Origin of the sequence: Psychromonas aquatilis (assembly GCF_038155185.1) — a bacterium.
In the GTDB taxonomy this organism is placed as follows: domain Bacteria; phylum Pseudomonadota; class Gammaproteobacteria; order Enterobacterales; family Psychromonadaceae; genus Psychromonas; species Psychromonas aquatilis.
On sequence record NZ_JBAKAZ010000001.1, the window covers coordinates 49,623 to 72,926 of the forward strand.

Below are 23,304 nucleotides of genomic sequence, written 5' to 3' on the forward strand. Positions count from 1 at the left end.
ATTATGGTCGATCATAATATTAGTGGTCTAGTATCTAGCCTCGCTGCATGTGGTTTACTTGAGTTTGATAAATTACCTCAAATTGCCCATGCGGCCGCCTCTGAAAAAAAGGCATTAGTGACTTATCTTGTAGAAAATAAATATATCGAAAGTGTCGCATTGGCTAAATTTTGTGAAACTGAATATGGTATCCCACTATTAAGTAGCAATGTGTTTGATTTAGATAATATACCTACGCAATTTCTGCATCAAAACCTGATCGAAAAACATCATGCATTACCACTTTATGCTAAGGCAAACACTCTATATCTCGCCATGTCAGACCCTACCAATGTATCAGCTCTAGAGGATTTCTCTTTTAGTTTTAATATGCATGTAGAGGCCTTATTAGTTGAAGATAATGCATTAAATGAAGCCCTAGATTCATTATTCGACGATGGTACTAACTACCTTGAAGATATCGGTAGCATGGATGATATTGAGGTGGATGATTCAGCTTCTCGATTAGATGAACGACAGGTTACCGATGACGATGCACCAATTGTGAAATACATTAATGGCGTTTTAGTAGACGCCGTTAAAAAAGGGGCGTCAGACTTACACTTCGAACCTTATGAAAAGAAATACCGTATCCGTTTTCGGGTTGATGGCATATTACATGAATTCTCCTCACCTCCGGTTAATTTAGCTAACCGCTTTTCTGCTCGTTTAAAAGTCATGGCAAAACTAGATATTGCAGAAAGGCGCTTACCGCAAGATGGACGCATCAAGCTTAAAATATCTAATCAACGTAATATCGATTTACGCGTTAGTACCTTGCCTACAATGTGGGGGGAGAAAATTGTTATGCGTATTTTAGATGCTTCCTCTGCCAATTTAGATATCAATAAATTAGGTTACCAAGAGAGTCAAAAAAGTAAATACATCAACGCGTTAATGAAACCACAGGGAATGATTTTAATTACAGGCCCAACGGGTAGTGGCAAAACCGTTTCTTTATATACAGGCTTAAATATTCTTAACACTGTGGAGCGTAATATCTCTACTGCTGAAGATCCTGTGGAAATTAACTTAGCAGGAATCAACCAAGTACAAATTAACAATAAAGCAGGGTTAACTTTTGCTTCAGCACTTCGCTCTTTTTTACGTCAAGACCCAGATGTTGTGATGGTGGGGGAAATACGTGATTTAGAAACAGCTGAGATTGCAATTAAAGCTGCTCAAACAGGTCACTTAGTCTTATCAACGTTACATACTAATTCTGCAGCGGAAACATTAACCCGTTTATTAAATATGGGCGTACCTGCTTTTAATATTGCCGCTTCTGTCACGCTAATTGTTGCCCAGCGTTTAGCTCGCCGATTATGTGAAAACTGTAAAGTACCATTAACTATCTCTGATGCAGAGCTACTGAATATCGGTGTTAGCAAGCAGCAACTTTTAGAGAACAATAAAATATTTACCGCAGTTGGCTGTTTAGAATGTACAGATGGTTATAAAGGCCGTGTCGGTCTATATGAGGTGATGGAAATGTCTCCTGAATTAGGTAATGTCATTTTAGCAGGGGGTAATGCACTACAAATTGCTGAAATAGCACAATCGCAAGGTATGAATATATTAAGAGAATCAGCGATTAAACAAGCTTTGAATGGTGTCATAAGCCTTAATGAAGTGATTCGTGTTACCTAGCTGTCAGCCATTTAGTGTAACTGTTTATGTGTTATTTCTATTGTCCATTTTAGGGTAAAGAGGGATTTATGAGTTCATACGATAAAGACGTTGAATGTCCTATTTTTATCTGGAATGGCATTAATAAAAAAGGCATAAAAGTAAATGGCGAGCAGCAAGGGAAAGCGATTAATGAGGTTAAGTCTGAGCTGCGAAGGCAAGGGATTAGCATCACTAAAATAAGCAAAAAACCGGCTCCTCTTTTCTCCTTTAATCAAAGTGTAACGGCTTTAGATATTGCCTTGATATCACGTCAAATCGCAACAATGCTGAATGCAGGTGTTCCGCTAGTGCAAAGTCTACAGCTTATTGCTAAGAGCAATCAAAAAGTAAACTTGAGAAAGTTGCTTATTGTCTTAGAGCATCAAGTTGCATCGGGTACTCCTCTTTCACAAAGCCTACGTCAGTTTCCTAGACAATTTGATGATCTCTATTGTGAACTGGTGGAAGCAGGGGAGAAGTCGGGGTGTTTAGATGTTATTTATGAGCGAATTTCAACTTATAAAGAGAAATCAGAGCAACTAAAATCTAAGATAAAAAAAGCACTATTTTACCCTGCGGCGGTATTAATCGTCGCCCTCATCGTCACTATGTTATTACTGATACTTGTTATTCCTCAGTTCCAAGAAATCTTCATTGGATTTGGCGCTACCTTACCGACTTTTACTCTGTTTGTTTTAAACCTGTCTGATTTAATTCAAAAATACTGGCTCTCTATACTAGGGAGTAACACCTTACTCTTACTTATTTTTATCAAGAGCCACCGTAGCAATGCTAATGTGAGAAATAAAACAGATCGGTTGATGCTTCATATTCCGATCATCGGTGCGATATTAAAAAAGGCCGCGGTGGCGCGTTTCGCTCGTACTTTAGCGACAACCTCCGCTGCTGGTATTACTTTAGTCGACTCATTAATTTCAGCAGCCGGTGCCTCCGGTAATTATGTTTATAGGCAAGCAGTACTTGATATGCGCGACCAGGTGATTGCTGGTTTACCAGTTAATGATGCGATGCGAGCGACAGGGTGTTTCCCAGATATGGTTTCACAAATGGTAATGATTGGTGAAGAGTCAGGGCACTTAGAGGGAATGCTAACTAAGGTTGCTGATATTTATGAGCAGCAAGTAGATGATGCCGTCGATGCGCTAACCAGTTTGCTAGAACCAATGATTATGGTTGTATTAGGCATAGTGGTTGGTGGCTTAATTATTGCGATGTACTTACCAATATTCCAGCTCGGCTCCGTTGTTGGTTAAATGAACTTAGCGCAAGCGTTGGTGTTTTTAAGCAGAGGCTGAGAATTTGCATTGTTAGTAGATGAACGAAAAGGGAGCCATCATTAGGCTCCCTTTTCGTTGCTATTAAGTCTTGCAATTAAACAAGAAATTATTGATTAAGCTGTGGCGACGACTTTCTCTGGCTTTTCTCTTGTTACGATAAAGCAGATTAATGATCCTAATGTCACTAAAGCCACACCCTGCCAAAATGTTCCGCTTAATGTTAATGATAAATAAACAGAAGCAAACAGAGTCGAGAACACTGGCGTAAAGTAGGAAAGGGTACCTAATAATATAATATTGCCACCTATCACAGCTTGATTCCAGAACGCATAACCTGCCCCGATACTGATGCCAGCAATAACCAAGATAAAGCTTGATGATGCTGTGAATTCTATACTTGGCTCATTACTGAAAAAGTATTTTATCCATAAGGTTGTTGCGGTAGCGGCAAAGAATAAAACAATAGCATTTTTACCATTACTGATCCTCTTTGTTACCACGCAGTAAACCGCCCAAATAATAGCGGCAGAAAAAGCCATGAGATAGGTAATTGGATTATCTGCAATGTTACCGGATAAGGTGTCGATAGAGAGACCTTGGTCTCCGGCTATACACCAGCCAACCCCTGCAAATGCAATGAGAATGCTTGGGTAAACCAAGATATTCACTTTTTTAGGGCTAATTAACACACTCAATAATATGGTTAATGCTGGCCATAAATAATTGATAATCGACATTTCCATCGCTTGGCTTCTATCATTAGCCATACCCAAGGATAATGCTAAACAGATTTCATAGGCAACAAATAATCCCCCACCGATCAATAGGTAAGGTTTTGGGTAGTTTTTAATTTTTGGCACACCCATTACACACATCAAAAATATGGCGCTGATACTATACATCATGGCTGCCCCTGCTATCGGGCTAAATAGTTCAGATAGATCTCTGATGAAAGCCGTCACAGAGCTCCAAAGCAAAATGGCAAAGACACCATAAAATGTATATTTATTTTCAGCGATTGAAGACATAAAAACCATTGTTATCATTAGATTAGAAGGAAATTTCATTATGCTTGTTAATTATACAGATGCAATAAATTAATTTATTATTTTGCCTATTAAGAGTTATAGATAACGTTAGCTATCTAGTGTGATGGGTTTTAATATAAACTTTGCTTTTTATTGGGCATTTTAATCAACTCAGTGCACCATTTTGATCCACTTGTATCAGTTCAACTTTTGTTTACTTTTATAAAATCTAAAATAGGCCTATATTAACTGCCTTAAGCGCTTGCTGTTGTTTTCTTGAACCTAAATTATATTGGCTTGTTTATTGCTAATTTTGCTAAACACTTCTAAATAACTGAGAGTGAGCGCTAATGTCGAATGCTTTTGCGGCTATCATATTTTTGAAGGTTACTTTTATTATTTTTTCATGAAACGAATAAAGAGAATGCAATGCCAGCTAATAAACATAGTTTAATCGAAGATGTTCAAGCGATAGTGATCGCGACTTTACTTGCTTCACTTGGTATTACTTTGTTTAAAACCACAGGGTTATTAATTGGCGGTACGGCTGGCCTTTCTTTTTTGGGGCAATACGCCACCAACTTTAGTTTCGGTGAAATATTTTTTATGATCAACCTGCCTTTTTACATACTTTCTTATAAACAGTTAGGGTGGAGGTTTACCTTTAAAACATTCATTGCTGTTTTATTGCTTTCAGTATTTGTTGAGTTTACACCTTCATTCCTTACGGTAAGTTTTTTACATCCTCTCTATTCAGCGGTAGTCGGTGGTTTCTTGGTCGGCTTTGGGTTACTGATGCTATTTCGTCACGGAGCAAGTTTAGGTGGGTTAATGATATTAGCGCAATTTTTATCTAATAAATACAAGATCTCTATTGGTAAATTTCAAATGTCTGTTGATTTTGTTGTGCTCCTACTTGCTTTTTTTATTGTCGATTGGCGATCAATTGTCTTATCGATCATCGGTGCCACAGCCTGTAACCTAACACTGGTCGTTAACCATAAGCCCGGCCGATATAGTGGTAAATAAAGGATAAACTAAGCGCGTTAAACTAGTGCTTATTTAATAAAAAATCTGGTTTAGCTCACGTTGCTCAATAAATGATATGGTCACACATTGAGTAAGTCATAAAACTGTCATAAACATCCTGTATATATTGCTTTTTTGGTTTTATTTCTTAGTAGCGGGTTGTGAACATGTGGTTTGTTTTTAAGACTTTTTTCATATTAGGCTGTATTAGTTTTGGTGGCCCAGCTGCACATATTGCTTATTTTAGAGAAACCTTTGTACAACGTTTATCTTGGCTAAGTGAGCGACAATATGCTGAGTTTGTTGCCTTGAGCCAATTTTTACCGGGCCCGGGTTCAAGCCAAGTGGGGTTTGCCATTGGTTATCATCGCGCAGGTCTAAAAGGCGCAATTAGTGCATTTTTAGGTTTTACCCTTCCTTCAATTCTTATTATGTTAGTGCTGGTTATTAGTGCAGGGCAATTAGCTGATAACACACTTTTTGCATCAGTAGTTCATACCCTTAAATTATTAGCCGTGGTCGTGGTATTTGATGCCGTATTGATCATGTATCGCAATTTTTGTAAGGAAACATCAAGTATTTTTGTGTGTTTATTCACGGCCTGTATCTTGTTAGTTTTCCCAAGCATTTTAAGTCAAATAGTGGTGTTGGTGTTTGCTGCAGTGATTGGACTGTTATTTTTAAAGGCAACTAAGCTAGAGAGTCCCAAGAAAAAAAGGCATTGTTTAATTAAAAGTAGTTTCACCTGTATTAATTATATTCCACTACTTTTATTTCTTGCTCTATTACTTATCCCTAATCTTTTATTCTCTTTATCACCGTTCTTCTCGGTATTTTCAGACTTCTTTCATGCTGGCAGTTTAGTCTTTGGTGGCGGGCATGTGGTATTACCCATCTTACAAGGCATGTTAACGGAGCAGGTTACTAGTGATCAGTTTTTATCTGGTTATGCGATAGCGCAAGCCGTTCCAGGGCCAATGTTTACCTTAGCAACCTATTTAGGCTATTTCATTCTACCTAACACACCAATTGCTGGCGCATTAATTGCCACTATTGCGATATTTTTACCGGGCTTTTTATTACTCTTAAGTTGCTTAAAGCATTGGGGGCGATTAGCAAAAAATCCATGCCTTGCCGCTGTGATGAATGGCGTAAATGCCGCAGTGGTCGGGTTATTAGTGACGGCTTTGTATCAACCGGTATTTACTAGTTCGGTGTTCTCTGGTCTGGATATGGCGTTGGTTTTGATTGGCTTTTATTTACTAAAACGTCAGAAGCTGCCTGTTCTATATTTAGTGCTAACTTTTGCTGTATTTGGCGTGATTTTAAACTTTATTTAAAAGGGGCGTTGAGCGTTTCTGACCATTATCTTTTAAAAAGGTATAAAAAAATCCGATGTTTTTAAGCATCGGATTTTTTGGCTTAATGATAAAATCTGATAACAACGGCTTGTTATTACCAGCTAAAATTCATTACTTTTACGCATCAACACCTTGGCTTTTTAGGTATTCTTCGTAAGTGCCGTGGAAGTCGATTACTTTATCTTCTTTGATTTCAATAATACGTGTTGCTAATGAAGATACAAACTCACGGTCATGACTGACAAATAACAATGTGCCTTCGTAGTTTTCTAAGGCTAAGTTTAATGATTCGATTGATTCCATATCCAAGTGATTGGTTGGTTCATCCATTAATAAAATATTTGGTTTAGTCATCATTAACTTACCAAACAACATACGGCCTTGCTCACCACCTGAGATGATTTTTACAGACTTAGTAATGTCATTTGCACCAAATAATAAACGCCCTAAAGTACCGCGAACAGCTTGCTCATCGTCACCTTCTTGCATCCATTGACCCATCCAGTCCATCAGGTTTTGGTCTTTTTCAAAATCAGATGAATGATCCTGAGCATAGTAACCTAATTGTGAATTTTCAGACCATTTGTACTCACCTGAAGATAGCTCAACTTCACCCATTAAAGTACGTAATAATGTCGTTTTACCTACACCATTTTGACCAATGATAGCAACACGCTCGCCTACTTCAATCATTAGGTTTAAGTCTTTAAATAACGTATTTTCAAAACTCTTTGTCATTGAAACTGTTTCTAATGCGTTACGGAATAGTTTCTTTTCTTGTTTAAAGACAATGTAAGGGTTAACACGGCTAGATGCTTTAACTTCATCTAACTGGATTTTATCCATTTGCTTAGCACGAGACGTTGCTTGTTTTGCTTTTGATGCATTAGCAGAGAAACGGCTTACGAACTCTTGTAATTCAGATAGCTGTGCTTTTTTCTTCGCATTTTCAGATAATAGACGTTCACGAGCTTGCGTTGCAGCCGTCATGTATTCGTCGTAGTTACCTGGGTATAAACGTAGCTCACCGTAATCGATATCAGCCATGTGTGTACATACTGAGTTTAAGAAATGACGGTCATGCGAGATGATAACCATAGTACATTGACGTGCATTTAACTCTGTTTCTAACCAACGGATAGTATCGATATCCAAGTTATTGGTAGGCTCATCAAGTAGCATGATATCTGGATTTGAGAAAAGTACTTGCGCTAGTAATACACGGAGTTTCCAACCCGGCGCAACTTCAGACATTGGGCCGTAATGTTGCTCTAATGGAATACCAACGCTTAATAGGATTTCCCCAGCGCGTGAATCAGCTGTGTAACCGTCCATTTCTGCGAATTCAGTTTCTAAATCAGCCACTTTCATACCGTCTTCTTCACTCATTTCTGGTAAAGAGTAGATACGGTTACGCTCATTCATTACTTCCCACATCTCTTTGTGGCCCATCAATACTGTATCAAGTACTGTGTGCTCTTCAAAAGCAAATTGGTCCTGGTGTAGTTTAGCAATACGTTCATTAGGATCTTTAGTTACGTTACCAGCACTTGGCTCAAGGTCACCGGTTAAGATTTTCATGAAAGTAGATTTACCACAACCATTTGCACCGATTAAACCGTAACGGTTTCCAGTACCAAATTTCACAGAGATGTTTTCAAAAAGCGGTTTTGCACCAAATTGCATGGTGATGTTGTTTGTACTTAACACGGCTTATTCCTAAATTATTTGAGTATTGCTTTTATGCATATTTTTAAGGGAGGTATTATACATATAATGAGAGCTTAATCATCTTTCAATTGTATGAATTTTATGCATCAGACTTAAACTAACAGATAGTATGCAACTCTCGATTAAGGTAAGCTACGCATCCAAAGGCATATGCCGTATTTTAATGAGATTTTATATGAGTTTTGATTCACTAGGTTTACCCGTATCGTTAGTAGAAGCAGTTAAAGCGCAAGGCTATGAAAAGCCTTCTCCAATTCAAGAACAAGCCATTCCTGCCGTTATTGCAGGAAAAGATGTAATGGCTGCTGCACAAACAGGTACAGGTAAAACGGCTGGTTTCACGTTACCTTTATTAGCGAAATTAGAGAAAGGGCCGCGTGCAAAACCGAATCAAGTGCGTGCCTTAATTTTAACGCCTACTCGTGAGTTAGCAGCACAGGTGCAAGCGAGTGTACAAAAGTACGGTCAAAATATGCCGTTACGTAGCATGGTGGTATATGGCGGCGTTAAAATTAACCCGCAAATGCAAAACCTGCGCCGCGGTGTTGATATTCTAGTGGCAACGCCAGGACGTTTATTAGACCTTTACCAACAAAATGCAGTTCGCTTTCAACAACTTGAAGTATTAGTGCTTGATGAAGCTGACCGTATGTTGGATATGGGCTTTATTCACGACATTAAGAAGATCTTAAAAGTCTTGCCGCCTAAACGTCAAAACTTATTGTTTTCAGCGACTTTCTCAAATGAAATTCGTACGTTAGCAAAAGGCTTAGTAAATAACCCAGTTGAAATTTCGGTTACACCGCGTAACACCACAGTAGAGAAAATCGAACAGGTGTTATACGAAGTTGATAAAACCAAAAAAACAGCATTGTTAAGCGAGCTGATTGTAGAGAATAAATGGCAGCAGGTGTTAGTGTTTGTTAAAACTAAGCACGGTGCTAACCGCCTTGTTAAAAATCTAGAAGCGCGTGGTATTCGTAGTGCTGCTATTCATGGTAATAAGAGCCAAGGTGCACGTACTAAAGCATTAGCACAATTTAAAGAAAGCCAAATTAAAGTGTTAGTAGCAACTGATATCGCTGCACGTGGTATTGATATTGACCAATTACCAAATGTAGTGAACTTCGATTTACCTCATGTCAGTGAAGATTATGTTCACCGTATCGGCCGTACAGGTCGTGCTGGTAATGAAGGCCTTGCTGTTTCGTTAGTGTGTCAGGAAGAGTTTAAGCTGTTAAAAGATATTGAGCGTTTCATTAAGAAAGTTGTGCCACGTCGTGTACAACCGGGTTTTGAACCAGGTGAGCCGTTACAGCCTTCTGTTTTAGATACACGTGAGAAGAAGATTAAGAAGCCTAAGGTGGCTAAGCCGGCTAATCGTGCAGGTGGTAATAAGAAACCACGTGGTGTACGTAATAATTTTGTAGGTGGTTAAGGTTAGTTTTTACGTTATGTGAAGGTAAGCACCGCTAATAATAAGCCCTTATTATTCAATCTTTTTGATTGGTGATAAGGGCTTTTTTGATCGTGTAGCAGCGATGAGTGTTACTGTTTATTATCTTCTTGGTTTCAATGAATGATTATTTTTAGTTTTCTTTATTGTTTTGGGAGAGGGCTCGTCTGCGCTCGTCGGGTCTGTTTGATATTTATTTGCAGTGGTTTCGCCTTGTCGGCGAGTTACTTTCTTTTGCCCAAAAGAAAGTAACCAAAGAAAAAGGCACACCGAGTCACTTTCTAATCCAAATCATACCTTGCTTTTCTAACGCACCGGCTCTTGCTGGCCATCCATGGCCAGAACGAGCCTAAGCCAAACATCCTGTTTGGATTTGCTAAAAGCAAGGTATGATTTGGGAAAGCTTTACGGCTGGAGGTCACAGCCGTAATGAACGTTACTGTTTATGAGCTTCTTGATTTCAATAGTTGATGATTCTTAATGTTCTGTATTATTTTGGGAGAGGGCTCGTCTCTGCTCGTTGAGGCTGCTTGATATTTATTTACTGTGGTTTCGCCCTGTCGGCGAGTTACTTTTTTATCAGAAAAGAAAGTAAGCAAAGTATGATTTGGTCTTAATTTAAAATGTGCTATCTCTGGAGCTAAAAAAAGCCACCATTGAGGCAGCCTTTTTTGTTTCGTAAAACGGTTATTATGGTCAACAAAAACCATACCCATTTGTTATACGCTATTTACCACATCCATCCATACTGCTATCAATAATCAAATCACCTTCAACTCTGAAACCAATTTGTCCAACCAGAAAGGAATGATTCAGTTGAGAAATAACTAAATCTGTTAATCCAACAGCACACTTTTCAGATTGTATTGCATTATCCATTGCGGTCTTAACGTTAGGAATTCCTAAAGGAAAAATAAATACAGGATAAAGATCTTCACCTGTAACACGAGGACCTTTTATAAAAGGTCCTGAATTAATATCATAGTTTTTAGTACTACCAACAGTCATATCTGCAACACGAACAGTACAACCAGTCATCGCTAATAGAGAGAGTCCAATTAAAATAGTTTTTTTCATGTATTTATCACGTTTTATTGATTAAAAACCGGATTATATATGAAAATAATGTTCTCGCAAGCTGTGTGTAGGAAATGGAGTTGATGTTAAATAGGTATTTTAGCTACTATAAATAGACGTTTTACGATAAAAAATGACTAAATCCGTCAAAAAAAAAGCATGCTAGACACACTTTTTTATTCGTTTTTAAGGAAGTTAATTATCTAAAGAAAGTACTCATATTTATCTTCTTTTATCGAAAATTAGAGTTCAGCCGAAATCGTTCGCCAACAAAGTAAAGCAATTCGATTGCCGTAATTACCATTTTCTACCTTCGACCAGATATCGGCACCCTCTCTTAGCATTTGGGCTACTCGTTCAACAACCGCTAGTAAATATCTAACAACCCCGATAAACAAAGACGAGTCAAAGCTTAAGTAATCAACATTAATAGCTAATGATAAAACATGTATCAATGTGGCTACATCCATTTCCCCGTTAAGCTTTCCCAAGCAATGAATAACTTTCAGCAACAGCAAACAGGACGTTTGGTTTCAATGAGTGATTATTTTTAGTTTTCTTTATTGTTTTGGGAAAAAGCTCGTCTTCGCTCGTTGAGTCTTTTTAACGCACCGCTCATACGCGACGTCCATATCGCGAAGTTCGCTAGCAACGGCATCCTTGCCTTAGCTTGCTGAAGTCTGTAATTGATTCAGAAAAACTCAACGGGAGAGTTGGCGCAGCCGCATTGAGCTTCGTAGTTTATTAACTTATTAGTGTAGTTTATTAACTTATTAGTATTGTTGATTTCAATGAACGGCTAATCCAATATTTTTTTATTTAAGTTTTTGTTTTATAAGATTTTTGTTTCGGGGGTAGAGGATATTCAGATGAAATTATTTATTGTGTTCTATTCTTTTTTTTAAAAAAATACTTTAGTATTCACTTAAAGATCGGTACGTGACTGATTTTAATAGATTAGAGTTTAAATGAAGTTAGTTATTTTTTCAGGTGCCGGGATATCGATTCATTCAGGGTTACCTTCGTATCAGAACATAAAAAACGATAAAAGCTACCAGCAGTTCTTCTTAGCAGAAAAAGAAGAAGCGATAAGTATTGCAGAGCAATTCTATCAGAAATATTCCGCTTGTAAGCCCAATAAAGTTCATCACCAGTGTTGTGAAATAGAAGATTACTGTGAAATACTTGGTATTGAATTTCATCACTATACTTTGAATGTAGATGATTTAATTGAGCAGGCTGATAGTAGTGCCACACATATTTATGGTTGTATTGATGATTTTAATACATTGATAGAGCATCGCTATTTACCAAATGTAGATATGAGTAATATAGTCTGGGAACAAAATGACATACTAGTTGTTATCGGCGTTAGTAATGATGGGTACCCCTTGGCTCATTTAGAATCACAGGTTCTCGCTAGCGGTGCTGATTTCTATAATTATAATTTAGTAAATAATAACTATTTGTCTTCTAAAACAGTTGTGGGTGATTTAATTCATACTTTTTCAAGCCTTTCCATAGTTAGTTTGCTTCAGTGTGAGTTTGAAGTTATGGACATTGGTGTTTATGAGGTGGAGATTAAGTCATTTGCTATTAATGGCCGTAGATATGAAATTTATTTCTCACCATCATACGATGCATATTCTTGCCCTGATGAAACTCAGGCTATTGAAGATTTAACTGATCATAAACTAACTAAAAGTGCTTATGAAGTTAAATTTGATCTTGCTGAAAATAGAGAAAAAGAGCAGCAGTTTGAGCCTCCAACCTCAAATTTTGATTTAAAAGCTCTTTCTCGACTAGGACTTGTTCTCGCTTCAACTATTGAAGCCCACTCAAAATTTAAAGGTGGAGAGCTTTATACTGCCTCTGCTGCCCACAATAATTTAGTTAAGTACTATAATAGACTTGCTAAAAGGTATTCAGTCGAGTTAAAATATCAAAAATGGTGTGAATTTGGCCCTTATGGAGTAAATTATGCGTTTAAAAAATGTTAATGAAGTATCACAGCGTAAATCTGAAGCACTAAAAAAACTATCTAAAGCCTATTCAAGTGCTTTGAAGTCTGGAACTGTTAGAAGAGTTGTGTCTTCAGCTAAATCATAAGTAATATTAATAATCAGAATTAAAAAAACCGATCTTGTATTGGTTTTTTGCTATTTGTAGACTTTCATTTTATGATTTAGATGAGTTTGCGATTCTCAGTAGAGACTTTGGTAAGCGCATTTGTAGTAACAGAATCATGTCCCAAAAAATATCACCCTCGATTTACTTTGTTGTGCCGCCATTTCAGGTTGCTTGTCCGTGACCAAAGAAGGGTATATTGAAATAAGCAATATCGAATAGTTAACGATAAAACATACTTTTTCAGACTGCGAAACTACGTTTCGATCTTTCAACCGTTACTCGTCGATAGGGCGAAATCATTGTAAATAAATATTGAAAAACCAACGAGCGAAGACGAGTCAAAACTCAAATAATCAACATTAATAGCTAATGATAAAACATGTATCAAGGTGGCTACATCCATTTCCCCGTTGAGCTTTCCCAAGCGATGAATAACTTTCAGCAACAGCAAACAGGACGTTTGCTGTAAGTTCATTCGGCACCGGAAAGAGCCTTATAAACTAGCGAATTAAGAGGGAGGTAATTCTACCTAAGTTATCTATTATAACTCAGCTATGTGCTTGAGAGTTTCAGGGTGACGTTGTACTAACCTTAAAAGAGTAACAGCTTGTCCATTTGGGACACTGCGCCCTTGTTCCCAGTTCTCTAAAGTACGGGATGATGTATGAAGTACGTTAGCAAATACACCACGAGACATATTAAAACTTTCTCTAATATGTATTATTTCATTAGGTGATATATCAAGTTCACTTACATCATTTATCTGATGTGTTTTAAGGGTTAGCTTCCCTTCTGAATGCTCTTTTGCTTCAATAAGAGCCGAGCTTAATTCTGTAAACAAATCACGATTGCTCATTACGCCATACCTCCATAAAATATTTTAACTGTTTCTTTTGCTCTGCCGTTAAGTCTGACATTTCATTTTTTCCATAAATAGTCAGTAAATAGAAACGTCTTTTTTCATCTAGATAGTAATAAATAATACGTGAACCACCACGTTTCCCTTTCCCCTTACTTGCAACTCGAATTTTTCTCAAGCCACCTGTACCTTGAATCACATCTCCCTGCTTTGGATTTGACATCAACTCAGCTTGAAACAGCCTAAACTCTTCATCACTGAGATATTCATCTCGGTATTTCTCAAATATTTTTGATTCTACAAATATACATTTCATAAATAAAAGTGTACGTAATTAGCGTATAGAAAGCAATGTTAGATAAGATGGATTTGAGAATGAAGAATGTATCAATGTGGCTACATCCATTTCCCGGTTGAGCTTTCCCAAGCGATGGATAACTTTCAGCAACAGCAAACAGGACGTTTGCTGTAAGTTCATTCGGCACAGGGAAGTGCCGTATGAGCTGGTGCGTTAAGAAAGTTCTACATTGATTGGATCAGAAAGTGATTCGGGGCCAGCTCTCTTTGCTTACTTTCTCTACTGGTTTAGAGAAAGTAAAGTCGCCGATAGGGCGAAATCACCGCAACTAAATATTTAAAAGACTCGACGAGCGCAGACGAGCCAAAGCTCAAATAATCAACATTAATAGTTAACGATAAAACATGTATCAATGTGGCTACATCCATTTCCCGGTTGAGCTTTCCCAAGCGATGGATAACTTTCAGCAACAGCAAACAGGACGTTTGCTGTAAGCTCATTCAGCACAGGGAAGTGCCGTATGAACTGGTGCGTTAAGAAAGTTCTACATTGATTGGATCAGAAAGTGATTCGGGGCCAGCTCTCTTTGCTTACTTTCTCTACTGGTTTAGAGAAAGTAAAGTCGCCGACAGGGCGAAAACTCTGCTTACAATACCTAAATGATCCGACGAGCATAGACGAGCCTAAATCAATAGTAATTTGCAAGTAACTTCTAACAACCTATAAAGAATCAACTAGCTAAACCTGATCCTTTTCATTACTGTATGCAAACAAATAAAACCAACCTAATACATTCAACAGGCCACCATTACCCATGAACCAAACAAAAAAATGCCAGTGGGCTTTAAAAACCAAACTTGAAGAAGCCTATCATGATGCCGAATGGGGCGTACCTGTTTATGGCGATCGAAAACTGTTTGAAGCACTGTCTTTAGAACTTTGTCAGTCAGGGTTAAGTTGGCATACCATCCTAAACAAACGTGAAGGTTATCGTGCTGCGTTTAATCAGTTTGATCTTAAAAGCGTAGCTGCATTTGATGATGCAAAAATTGAAGAGTTGCTGTTGGATGCTGGCATCGTTCGACATCGAGCAAAAATAGCCGCCATCATTAATAACGCACAATGTATTTTGAATGTACAAAAGGAATTCGGCAGTTTTTCAGATTATATCTGGCAGTTTACTGACCACAAGACCATTGTAGGTCACTGGCAATCAAAGGAAGAGGTGCCTGCCTCAACTGAATTATCAGCGCTGATCAGTAAAGAGTTAAAGAAAAAGGGTTTTAAATTTTTAGGCCCAACGACGGTTTATGCCTTTATGCAATCGGTTGGATTATTGAACGACCACACAACTGATTGTTTTCGTTTTAATGCTTGTCAGTAAATGTCCAAAGTCAGCTGGTGGTATGGCTGGGTGATGACACCTAATTATATAATTGAGCGTCGAGCACAGAACAACCTCAGTTCAAATCAGTTGCTTTAAACTGAGTCGCCTATTGGTAAGCCGCTTTGTAACATCAAAATCCTTCCTGTTTATTACTAGGCATCTAGACTCTTAGACTTCTTATTATTTTTTAATACCCGTATAATCAGCTCGATTAATTTAACTAATGAGGCAAACATGAAATTATCCACCAAAACCGTTGTTGTTATTGCTATTGGAGCAGCCCTTTATGGCATAGGTGGTTTACCTATGTTTGGTATTCCGGTATTTGCCAATACTACCTTAAAACCTGCAATGGCGATTCTTGCGCTATTCTCTGTATTATTTGGTCCAGTTGTTGGCTTTTTGGTTGGCTTTATTGGCCATTGGGTAACTGACTTATTTGCTGGTTGGGGTGTTTGGTTCACTTGGGTATTGGGATCGGGCATTGTCGGACTAGTGATTGGTTTATTCCCATCGCTAACCAAGGGCAGAATTAAAGCTGGCCTGTTCGATATGAAAGATTTTTCTTTGTTTGTATTACTTGCGTTTATCGGGAACGTCGTGGGTTATGGTTGCTCTGCTTTCCTAGATACTATTTTATACGCTGAACCGTTTACTAAAGTCTTCACACAGTTATCGATTGTGGCTCTGGCTAATACAGTATTAATTGCAGTAGTTGGTTACTTCATTTTGAAGTCTGCAGCGAAAAGAAATTTACAAAGTAGCAAGCTACGCGAGGAATAAACAATCATGCAGATTGAGTTTTCAAATTTTTCTTTTCAATATGAATCGTTGGATAAACCAACGCTTAAAAATATTAATCTGAAAATAGAAAAAGGCGAAAAAATTGTCATTATCGGTGCCAGTGGTAGTGGTAAATCGACCATTGGCCGCTGTTTAAATGGGCTTATTCCCCATGCAATAAAAGGGCAAAGTACCGGCGACCTGCATATTGCTGGAAAAGCGGTAAGTGATTTTGATATGCACCATTATACTGAGCTGGTGGGAACGGTATTACAAGATACGGACAGTCAGTTTGTTGGATTAACGGTAGCTGAAGATATTGCTTTTGCTTTAGAAAACCAATGTACACCGACCGTTGATATGTATCCGGTTGTTAAATCAACGGCTCAGATGGTGGAGCTAGAAACCTTGTTAGCACGTTCTCCACAGGAGTTATCAGGCGGGCAAAAGCAGCGTGTATCACTTGCGGGAATCTTAGTTGATGATGTTGATATTTTACTGTTTGATGAGCCGTTAGCGGCTTTAGACCCTAAAACCAGTAAAAAAACTATTGAAATAATTGATCAGTTGCATCGTGAAGCAGGTAAAACTATTGTTATCATTGAGCATCGTTTAGAAGATGTATTACATCGTCATGTTGATCGGGTTATTCTAATGGATAATGGTGAGATAGTGGCGGATATGACGCCCGATGCACTGTTAGCCTCGTCATTATTAACTACTCACGGCATACGTGAACCGCTTTTTTTGTCTGCACTGAAATCCGCTAATTGTCATATTGTGGAAGCTGATAAGCCATCTAATGTAAATACCTCCTATCTACAGAAGCATAAACAAAATGTATTGGATTGGTTCACTGCTTATTCCCCTGAAATACCGGCAGTAGAACAGGCTCCTTTATTAGCATTATCTGAATTAACTTATTCCTATAACGGAGACGTTAACGCTGTTGATGACGTTAGTTTTACGGTCAACAAGGGTGAGTTTGTTTCTATTTTAGGTAAAAATGGCTCAGGTAAATCAACTTTAACTAAGCTTATTATGGGCGTTGTTGAGCCTGATGCGGGACATATATTGCTTAATGGCCAAGACCTCTCTGAGTTAAGTATCTTTGAGCGCAGTCTTCGTGTTGGCGTTGTCATGCAGAACCCTAATCATATGATTTCTCATCATATGATATTTGATGAAGTTGCATTTGGACTGCGTAATCGTGGTGTAGACGAAGATATCATTAATGAAAAAGTGCTTCAGGTGTTAACACTATGCGGGTTAAAGAAATATAGAAACTGGCCAATTGATGCATTGAGTTATGGACAAAAGAAGCGAGTTACAATTGCTTCTATTTTAGTGTTAGAGCCTGAGTTACTGATTTTAGATGAGCCAACCGCTGGTCAGGATTATCGTAGCTATACTGCTATGTTGAGTTTCATTAAAGAGCTCAATGCCCGTTTAGGTATTACCGTTGTTATTATCTCCCACGATATGCATTTAGTGTTGGAATATACTACGCGTTCTATTGTGTTATCTGATAGTAAATTGATTGCCGATGCAGCAATGACTGAAGTATTTAGTCAACCTGATTTATTAGCCGCAGCGAACCTCACCACAACCAGTTTATACGAGTTAGCAATAAGTTTAGGTATTGATGATACCAGTGCTTTTATGCAGTACTTTATTCATACAGAACAAGCGAGAAACCTTGCGTGAAAGCAGAAAAAATATCTTTCGGAATTAGTTTTATCGAGACAGGATCTGTCCTTCACCGATTAAATGGAATCACTAAGTTTATATTATTTATGGCTTGGGTGACTGTGGTATTGACGACCTTTGATTTGCGTTTGATCACCGTATTAGTTTGTTTAGGATTGTTATTACTTAAAATGACTAAAGTACCTGTTCAAGCTTACCGCACTTTGTTGATTGCCACGGCCAGTGTGCTGTCGTTAAATGCACTGTTTATGTTTTTATTGGCCCCACAACAGGGGACATTGTATATGGGAACAGAGACAGTGTTAGTACCACTAGGTTTTTACTCTATTACGCAAGAGACATTGTTTTATTTGATCACGGTGACTTTAAAATATTTTAGTATGTTTCCAATAGCCTTGGTATTTGTGTTTACCACGCATCCGACGGAGTTTTCTGCCAGTCTGAATCGCTTAGGGTTACCTTATAAAATAGCCTATGCAGTGAGTTTAACCTTACGTTACTTACCTGAAATCAAAAAAGACTATATTAATATTATGCATGCTCAGCAGGCGCGTGGGATTGAGTTATCTAAGAAAGCGTCTTTATTTTCACGTTTAAAAAACCTGACGCGTATTTTAGGACCGTTGATTTTTACCAGTTTAGATAGAACGGAGGAAATCTCTAACGCCATGACATTGCGTGGTTTTGGTCGTCATAAATCAAGAACTTGGTATAGCTTAAAACCATTACAAACAAAAGACTGGATCTGTTTACTAACGATTGTTATTTGTTTATCGTTAGCGATTATCAAGCGCGTATTTGATGAACAACTATTTTGGTATCCTTTTAATTAAATTTTATATTAGAGCGGGGTATTATCTTTTTGCTATCACTTAACCCGCATCTAAAAAAAGGCTGTTGCTGCAAGCGAAAGGACACTATTAATGAAAAAAATTGCTATTTTTGCCGATGTACAAAACATTTATTACACTACCCGGCAAGCCTATCAAAAACAATTTAATTATCGCAAAGTTTGGCAGCATATTGCCGCACAAGGTGAGATAGTTTGCGCCTATGCTTACGCTATTGATCGCGGTGATAACCAACAAAAAAAATTTCAAGAGATGTTAAAACACTTGGGTTTCGAAGTGAAACTTAAACCCTTTATTCAGCGCAGTGATGGCAGTGCAAAAGGGGATTGGGATGTTGGGATCACCATTGATGTAATGGAAGTAGCTGAACAAGTAGATACGGTTATTCTGTTAACAGGAGATGGTGATTTTGCGATGTTATTAAATAAAGTTAAAGAGAGGTTTAACGTGACCACAGAAGCTTACGGCGTTCCTAAATTAACAGCCAAAGCACTCATTGATAGCTGCACACAGTTTAATGCAATTGATAAAGATTTATTGTTACCTTAATCTTTCGATGTGATTAATCAATTAAATGTGAACTAATTGATTATCACCATGTCTTAACCATTCACCTTGTATTAAAGATATTTTTATTCGTACAATTATTGAGGTTTTTATGTTTAAGAGTGTATTAACAGTTGCCGTAGCCAGTGTCCTTTCATTTAATGTATTTGCGGAGTTTGTTGGCCCTGGCTCAACAGCGACCAAAACAATTACGGTTAAAGAAGCTATTGAATTAGCTGAAGATAGCCAAGTTGTTTTAGAAGGTAATCTAATTAAACAAACGGAAAAAGAGCATTACTTATTCCAAGATAAAAGTGGTGAAGTAATGGTTGAGATTGATAAAGAAGACTTTAGAGAAACCACTGTCACACCAAATGACACGATTAAAATTTCAGGTGAGGTTGATAAAGACTGGACTGAAACTAAAATCGACGTGGATCATTTAGAGCTAGTTAAATAAAAAGCTGCTCAGCTTGTTTTGATATTGACAGTTCTTTTAAACGACTGTTAGTAATAATAAAAAAGGTCAAAACCAAGTGTTTTGACCTTTTTTATTGCAGTTAGGAAATGAATTAAGCTCTGTTTTCTTGCTCTTTTAACCAAGTCGCTACTTGCTTAGCAAAGTAAGTCAAAATACCGTTAGCGCCTGCTCGTTTAAAACATAATAACGATTCTAAAACACACTCTTTTTCTTTTAACCAACCGTTATCAATGGCTGCTTTATGCATCGCATATTCACCACTAACTTGGTAAGCAAAAGTAGGCACTTGTAATTCAGTTTTTACGCGGCGAACCACGTCTAAATAAGGCATACCCGGCTTAACCATAACCATGTCCGCACCTTCTTGGATATCTAATGCCACCTCATGAATAGCTTCATCACTATTTGCCGGATCCATCTGGTAAGTAAACTTATTAGCGCCTTTTAAATTACCTGCACTGCCGACTGCATCACGGAAAGGGCCGTAGTAACAAGATGCGTATTTAGCACTATAAGCCATAATCTGTGTATTAATATAACCAGCGTTTTCTAATGCTTTACGTATCGCACCAATTCGTCCATCCATCATATCCGATGGCGCAACAATATCAGCTCCTGCTTGTGCGTGTGAAAGCGCCTGTTTAACTAAAATATCAGTGGTAATATCATTTAATACATAGCCTTCATTATCGATAATGCCATCTTGACCATGCGTTGTGAAAGGGTCTAAGGCAACATCGGTAATCACACCTAATTCAGGTGTTACTTTTTTAATACATCTTACTGCGCGTTGTGCCAAACCATCTTCATTATAAGCTTCTTCAGCCATTTCTGTTTTAATGTCATCAGGTGTCACTGGGAAAAGGGCAACAGCGGGGATACCTAGCGCAGCTAATTCTTGTACTTCTTTTTCTAATAGGTCTAACGATAACCGCTCAATACCCGGCATTGAAGGGATTTTTTCTCTGCGATTTTCACCTTCAATCACAAACATTGGGTAAATTAAATCGTTTACGCTAAGTTGGTTTTCTTGTACTAAACGGCGAGAAAAGTCGTGCTTACGCAAGCGGCGTAGACGGCGAGCGGGGAAAGATTGAGAAACAGTCATAAAAGCTCCAATGTTATCAATAGGGCGCTAGGTATTAAAATGTGAATGGCAAGAAAGACGATATACCTAGCTGTATCGTTAAGGTGTTAAATTAAAAAATCTGTTGCTTGTTTTTTGCGTATTAACCAACAAGGATTGTAAATCTTGTTGCCTTGCTTCGGCAATGGTTTTTGCAATATAAGGTAAGTATTTAGGCTCATTGCGACTTGATTTTGGTTTAGGTCTCATTGAGCGAGGCAGTAAGTAAGGGCTATCTGTCTCAATCATTAAACGATCATCTGGGATCATTTTCACAATATCGAGCAAGTGTTGGCCGCGACGTTCATCGCAAATCCAGCCTGTTATGCCAATATGTAAATCTAACGCTAAATAGTGTGCTAATTCAGACTCTGTGCCAGTAAAGCAATGTACTACCGCGCTAGGCAGCTGTTTAATGTAAGGAGTTACTAACTCGATAAACCGTGCGCTGGCATCTCGCTCATGCATAAACACAGGTAGTTGAAGCTCTACTGCTAATTCTAGCTGTTTAATGAAGGCTTCTTCTTGCTCTTGGGGCGTCGAATAATTTCGGTTGAAGTCTAAACCGCACTCGCCGACTGCTTTCACTTCTGGCTGTGCGAGTAATGAGCGTAGCTTTGTAAGTGCTTGCTTACCCATACTGCTAGCATCATGGGGGTGAACACCTGCTGTACAGTATAAAAACTCTGGATATTTTTTTGATAAAGTAAGTGCTTGCTCACTTTCTTCAATATTGGTGCCAGTAACAATGAGATTAGTTAAGCCAGCTTGTTTAGCTTGTTCAATAACCGTTGCTAAATCTTTATCGAAACGTGAATTAGTTAAGTTAACGCCAATATCAATCATGTTTTTCTGACTCTTGTTCTGTTTCGTTACTATCTTCTGTTTTGACATAAAAGCGTGAAAATAAAAGCCCTAACTCAAATAAAATAAGCATTGGAACCGCTAATAATGTTTGAGAAATAACATCTGGTGGCGTTAAAAACATTGCAAATACAAATGCGCCTACCACGATATAAGGACGTTTGGCTTTTAATGAGGCCGGCGTTGTTGCACCTGTCCAGCATAAAAGCAGAGTTGCAACCGGTATTTCAAAGGCTAAACCAAAAGCAAAAAATAATTTTAAGACAAAGTCTAGGTAGCTACTAATATCTGTCGCAATAGTGACGCCTTCTGGTGCTGTAGTGGTAAAAAAAGCAAACACCAGCGGGAAGACAACGTAGTAAGAAAATACCATGCCGAGGTAAAATAAAAAGGCGCTACTGGCAACAAGTGGTGCGACAAGTTTACGTTCATGTTTGTATAAACCCGGCGCCACAAATGCCCACACTTGATATAAAATAGCAGGGATCGCAATGAAAATAGACAGAACAATCGTTAATTTTATAGGGGTGAAAAATGGCGTTGCCACACCTGTTGCAATCATACTGGAGCCTTCAGGTAATTGGCTAGTCAGTGGAATTGCGATGTACTGGTAAATATCATTGGAAAAATAAACCAAACCTAAAAATAACACTAAGACAATGATCACCACTTTTAGCAGTCTATCTCTCAATTCTAAAAGGTGGGTTATTAGTGGCAAGCTATGTTGTTCTTGATCTGACATTGACTCACTCATGGGTTATTTATCCTGCGGAGGTGTTTTTTCTGAAGCTGCCTCATTAGTAATAGGCTGTGTTGTTTCTGTGGTCGCTTTCTTAAGCTCATCAACTTCTTTTTTGTAGGGTTGAGTAAACTGTTCAACATCCTGCTTTATCTCATCAATCGATGCTTTTAGGTTAGGATTTAATTGCTCTAGCTCCTGCTTACCTTTTTTGATCATATTCTCATTTATCTCATGCAACTCAAGTTCTTGAGAGATCTCACTTTTAACTGAGTTTGCCATGTTTTTGGCCGTATTAACCCATTTTAAAACAGTGCGGATAGCAATAGGTAAGCGTTGTGGACCTAGTACAACAAGGCCAATGACGGAGATTAAAACTATCTCCCAGAAACCAATATCAAACATTAAATGATGTGCCTTTTACTAAAACCTACCTAACATTTTTAGCATCGAACTCTGTTAGGTGGTCGTCTTCAAAAAAGTTATGTCGATGACACTCAAAAAGTTATTTATGGTCTACATCGTATTGCGAAGTAAAGTAGAAGTCTTAATGAGTGTGCTTGGTATTAGTCTTTTGTTTCACTCTTTTCAGCCTTTAGGCTTTCTGGTGATTTTTTATCTAATTCCGTAGTATTATTGTCATCTTTTACTGCTTTTTTGAAGCCTTTAATTGCACCACCTAAATCAGTGCCAATACCGCGTAACTTTTTTGTTCCAAATAAAAGAATAACAATCACAGCAATAATAACTAACTGCCAAATTCCGATACCGCCCATAATATTTTTCCTATGTGTAAATGATGTTGTAAATTAATTGATTAACAATAACCTATTAATGTGA

Annotated in this window: 23 protein-coding genes; 13 read left to right on the forward strand and 10 right to left on the reverse strand. The window is 37.9% G+C overall.

The window, feature by feature from the left end:
- Window positions 1-3: 3 nt before the first annotated feature.
- Window positions 4-1,689 (forward strand): type IV-A pilus assembly ATPase PilB, encoded by a 1,686-nt coding sequence (gene pilB, locus V6256_RS00205; RefSeq protein ID WP_341595952.1) that lies wholly within the window; start codon window positions 4-6, stop codon window positions 1,687-1,689.
- Window positions 1,690-1,757: 68 nt separating this feature from the next.
- Complete coding sequence (locus tag V6256_RS00210) at window positions 1,758-2,984, forward strand: type II secretion system F family protein (protein ID WP_341595953.1); 1,227 nt, start codon at window positions 1,758-1,760, stop codon at window positions 2,982-2,984.
- 137 nt (window positions 2,985-3,121) lie between these two features.
- On the opposite strand, the gene yddG is transcribed toward V6256_RS00210, so the two are convergent.
- A complete protein-coding gene (gene yddG / locus V6256_RS00215; protein ID WP_341595954.1) occupies window positions 3,122-4,036 on the reverse strand; it encodes an aromatic amino acid DMT transporter YddG in 915 nt (304 codons plus the stop codon).
- A 429-nt stretch (window positions 4,037-4,465) separates the two neighbouring features.
- Between yddG and V6256_RS00220 the strand changes: the two genes are divergently transcribed.
- Window positions 4,466-5,065: a YitT family protein gene (locus V6256_RS00220; RefSeq protein ID WP_341595955.1), complete on the forward strand. Its 600-nt coding sequence runs from the start codon at window positions 4,466-4,468 to the stop codon at window positions 5,063-5,065.
- Window positions 5,066-5,232: 167 nt separating this feature from the next.
- Window positions 5,233-6,405, forward strand: coding sequence for a chromate efflux transporter (gene chrA, locus V6256_RS00225; RefSeq protein ID WP_341595956.1), 1,173 nt, complete (start codon window positions 5,233-5,235; stop codon window positions 6,403-6,405).
- A 138-nt stretch (window positions 6,406-6,543) separates the two neighbouring features.
- Here chrA and V6256_RS00230 read toward each other — a convergent pair whose 3' ends face one another.
- Window positions 6,544-8,136 carry an ABC-F family ATPase gene (locus tag V6256_RS00230; protein ID WP_341595957.1) on the reverse strand — a complete coding sequence of 531 codons (1,593 nt, stop codon included), beginning with the start codon at window positions 8,134-8,136 and terminating at the stop codon, window positions 6,544-6,546.
- Between the two features lie 196 nt (window positions 8,137-8,332).
- On the opposite strand from V6256_RS00230, the gene V6256_RS00235 reads away from it, so the two are divergent.
- On the forward strand, window positions 8,333-9,595 hold the full coding sequence (locus V6256_RS00235) for a DEAD/DEAH box helicase (protein WP_341595958.1): 1,263 nt from the start codon (window positions 8,333-8,335) through the stop codon (window positions 9,593-9,595).
- Window positions 9,596-10,339: 744 nt separating this feature from the next.
- Here the strand turns inward: V6256_RS00235 and V6256_RS00240 are convergent.
- The gene (locus V6256_RS00240) at window positions 10,340-10,690 is read right to left on the reverse strand and encodes a hypothetical protein (protein WP_341595959.1); all 351 of its coding nucleotides are present in this window, start codon (window positions 10,688-10,690) and stop codon (window positions 10,340-10,342) included.
- Window positions 10,691-11,658: 968 nt separating this feature from the next.
- On the opposite strand from V6256_RS00240, the gene V6256_RS00245 reads away from it, so the two are divergent.
- Both V6256_RS00245 and V6256_RS00250 read left to right on the forward strand, forming a co-directional pair.
- A complete protein-coding gene (locus tag V6256_RS00245) occupies window positions 11,659-12,690 on the forward strand; it encodes an SIR2 family protein (RefSeq protein WP_341595960.1) in 1,032 nt (343 codons plus the stop codon).
- On the forward strand, window positions 12,671-12,799 hold the full coding sequence (locus V6256_RS00250; RefSeq protein WP_341595961.1) for a hypothetical protein: 129 nt from the start codon (window positions 12,671-12,673) through the stop codon (window positions 12,797-12,799). Before V6256_RS00245 ends, V6256_RS00250 begins: the two co-directional genes overlap by 20 nt.
- 562 nt (window positions 12,800-13,361) lie before the next feature.
- Here V6256_RS00250 and V6256_RS00255 read toward each other — a convergent pair.
- Together V6256_RS00255 and V6256_RS00260 are read right to left on the reverse strand one after the other, a co-directional pair.
- On the reverse strand, window positions 13,362-13,676 hold the full coding sequence (locus V6256_RS00255) for a helix-turn-helix domain-containing protein (RefSeq protein ID WP_341595962.1): 315 nt from the start codon (window positions 13,674-13,676) through the stop codon (window positions 13,362-13,364).
- Window positions 13,663-13,995: a type II toxin-antitoxin system RelE/ParE family toxin gene (locus V6256_RS00260; protein ID WP_341595963.1), complete on the reverse strand. Its 333-nt coding sequence runs from the start codon at window positions 13,993-13,995 to the stop codon at window positions 13,663-13,665. Before V6256_RS00260 ends, V6256_RS00255 begins: the two co-directional genes overlap by 14 nt.
- A gap of 796 nt (window positions 13,996-14,791) precedes the next feature.
- Between V6256_RS00260 and V6256_RS00265 the strand changes: the two genes are divergently transcribed.
- The 6 genes from V6256_RS00265 to V6256_RS00290 all read left to right on the forward strand — a co-directional run bounded on the left by V6256_RS00265 (window position 14,792) and on the right by V6256_RS00290 (window position 19,714).
- Complete coding sequence (locus V6256_RS00265; RefSeq protein WP_341595964.1) at window positions 14,792-15,361, forward strand: DNA-3-methyladenine glycosylase I; 570 nt, start codon at window positions 14,792-14,794, stop codon at window positions 15,359-15,361.
- Window positions 15,362-15,598: 237 nt separating this feature from the next.
- Complete coding sequence (locus tag V6256_RS00270) at window positions 15,599-16,147, forward strand: ECF-type riboflavin transporter substrate-binding protein (protein ID WP_341595965.1); 549 nt, start codon at window positions 15,599-15,601, stop codon at window positions 16,145-16,147.
- A gap of 6 nt (window positions 16,148-16,153) precedes the next feature.
- Window positions 16,154-17,854 (forward strand): ABC transporter ATP-binding protein, encoded by a 1,701-nt coding sequence (locus V6256_RS00275; protein WP_341595966.1) that lies wholly within the window; start codon window positions 16,154-16,156, stop codon window positions 17,852-17,854.
- The gene (locus V6256_RS00280) at window positions 17,851-18,690 is read left to right on the forward strand and encodes an energy-coupling factor transporter transmembrane component T family protein (protein WP_341595967.1); all 840 of its coding nucleotides are present in this window, start codon (window positions 17,851-17,853) and stop codon (window positions 18,688-18,690) included. The genes V6256_RS00275 and V6256_RS00280 overlap by 4 nt, the downstream gene beginning before the upstream one ends.
- Window positions 18,691-18,780: 90 nt before the next feature.
- Complete coding sequence (locus tag V6256_RS00285) at window positions 18,781-19,257, forward strand: NYN domain-containing protein (protein ID WP_341595968.1); 477 nt, start codon at window positions 18,781-18,783, stop codon at window positions 19,255-19,257.
- Between the two features lie 109 nt (window positions 19,258-19,366).
- Window positions 19,367-19,714 (forward strand): YgiW/YdeI family stress tolerance OB fold protein, encoded by a 348-nt coding sequence (locus tag V6256_RS00290; RefSeq protein ID WP_341595969.1) that lies wholly within the window; start codon window positions 19,367-19,369, stop codon window positions 19,712-19,714.
- Between the two features lie 112 nt (window positions 19,715-19,826).
- Here the strand turns inward: V6256_RS00290 and hemB are convergent, their stop codons facing one another.
- The 5 genes from hemB to tatA form a co-directional block, all read right to left on the reverse strand.
- Window positions 19,827-20,843: a porphobilinogen synthase gene (hemB, locus tag V6256_RS00295; protein WP_341595970.1), complete on the reverse strand. Its 1,017-nt coding sequence runs from the start codon at window positions 20,841-20,843 to the stop codon at window positions 19,827-19,829.
- A gap of 78 nt (window positions 20,844-20,921) precedes the next feature.
- Window positions 20,922-21,707, reverse strand: a complete 786-nt coding sequence (locus V6256_RS00300) for a TatD family hydrolase (protein ID WP_341595971.1) — start codon at window positions 21,705-21,707, stop codon at window positions 20,922-20,924.
- Complete coding sequence (gene tatC, locus V6256_RS00305; RefSeq protein ID WP_341596011.1) at window positions 21,700-22,467, reverse strand: twin-arginine translocase subunit TatC; 768 nt, start codon at window positions 22,465-22,467, stop codon at window positions 21,700-21,702. Before tatC ends, V6256_RS00300 begins: the two co-directional genes overlap by 8 nt.
- Before the next feature lie 15 nt (window positions 22,468-22,482).
- The gene (tatB, locus tag V6256_RS00310; RefSeq protein ID WP_341595972.1) at window positions 22,483-22,869 is read right to left on the reverse strand and encodes a Sec-independent protein translocase protein TatB; all 387 of its coding nucleotides are present in this window, start codon (window positions 22,867-22,869) and stop codon (window positions 22,483-22,485) included.
- Between the two features lie 161 nt (window positions 22,870-23,030).
- The gene (tatA, locus tag V6256_RS00315) at window positions 23,031-23,240 is read right to left on the reverse strand and encodes a twin-arginine translocase TatA/TatE family subunit (RefSeq protein WP_341595973.1); all 210 of its coding nucleotides are present in this window, start codon (window positions 23,238-23,240) and stop codon (window positions 23,031-23,033) included.
- Window positions 23,241-23,304: the final 64 nt, after the last annotated feature.

Bases quoted from the DNA above. Each gene is read 5' to 3' on its own strand.
- pilB (WP_341595952.1), top strand. From the start codon at position 4: ATGGTCGATCATAATATTAGTGGTCTAGTATCTAGCCTCGCTGCATGT.
- V6256_RS00210 (WP_341595953.1), top strand. From the start codon at position 1,758: ATGAGTTCATACGATAAAGACGTTGAATGTCCTATTTTTATCTGGAAT.
- yddG (WP_341595954.1), bottom strand. From the start codon at position 4,036: ATGTCTTCAATCGCTGAAAATAAATATACATTTTATGGTGTCTTTGCC.
- V6256_RS00220 (WP_341595955.1), top strand. From the start codon at position 4,466: ATGCCAGCTAATAAACATAGTTTAATCGAAGATGTTCAAGCGATAGTG.
- chrA (WP_341595956.1), top strand. From the start codon at position 5,233: ATGTGGTTTGTTTTTAAGACTTTTTTCATATTAGGCTGTATTAGTTTT.
- V6256_RS00235 (WP_341595958.1), top strand. From the start codon at position 8,333: ATGAGTTTTGATTCACTAGGTTTACCCGTATCGTTAGTAGAAGCAGTT.
- V6256_RS00240 (WP_341595959.1), bottom strand. From the start codon at position 10,690: ATGAAAAAAACTATTTTAATTGGACTCTCTCTATTAGCGATGACTGGT.
- V6256_RS00245 (WP_341595960.1), top strand. From the start codon at position 11,659: ATGAAGTTAGTTATTTTTTCAGGTGCCGGGATATCGATTCATTCAGGG.
- V6256_RS00250 (WP_341595961.1), top strand. From the start codon at position 12,671: ATGCGTTTAAAAAATGTTAATGAAGTATCACAGCGTAAATCTGAAGCA.
- V6256_RS00255 (WP_341595962.1), bottom strand. From the start codon at position 13,676: ATGAGCAATCGTGATTTGTTTACAGAATTAAGCTCGGCTCTTATTGAA.
- V6256_RS00260 (WP_341595963.1), bottom strand. From the start codon at position 13,995: ATGAAATGTATATTTGTAGAATCAAAAATATTTGAGAAATACCGAGAT.
- V6256_RS00265 (WP_341595964.1), top strand. From the start codon at position 14,792: ATGAACCAAACAAAAAAATGCCAGTGGGCTTTAAAAACCAAACTTGAA.
- V6256_RS00270 (WP_341595965.1), top strand. From the start codon at position 15,599: ATGAAATTATCCACCAAAACCGTTGTTGTTATTGCTATTGGAGCAGCC.
- V6256_RS00275 (WP_341595966.1), top strand. From the start codon at position 16,154: ATGCAGATTGAGTTTTCAAATTTTTCTTTTCAATATGAATCGTTGGAT.
- V6256_RS00285 (WP_341595968.1), top strand. From the start codon at position 18,781: ATGAAAAAAATTGCTATTTTTGCCGATGTACAAAACATTTATTACACT.
- V6256_RS00290 (WP_341595969.1), top strand. From the start codon at position 19,367: ATGTTTAAGAGTGTATTAACAGTTGCCGTAGCCAGTGTCCTTTCATTT.
- hemB (WP_341595970.1), bottom strand. From the start codon at position 20,843: ATGACTGTTTCTCAATCTTTCCCCGCTCGCCGTCTACGCCGCTTGCGT.
- V6256_RS00300 (WP_341595971.1), bottom strand. From the start codon at position 21,707: ATGATTGATATTGGCGTTAACTTAACTAATTCACGTTTCGATAAAGAT.
- tatC (WP_341596011.1), bottom strand. From the start codon at position 22,467: ATGTCAGATCAAGAACAACATAGCTTGCCACTAATAACCCACCTTTTA.
- tatB (WP_341595972.1), bottom strand. From the start codon at position 22,869: ATGTTTGATATTGGTTTCTGGGAGATAGTTTTAATCTCCGTCATTGGC.
- tatA (WP_341595973.1), bottom strand. From the start codon at position 23,240: ATGGGCGGTATCGGAATTTGGCAGTTAGTTATTATTGCTGTGATTGTT.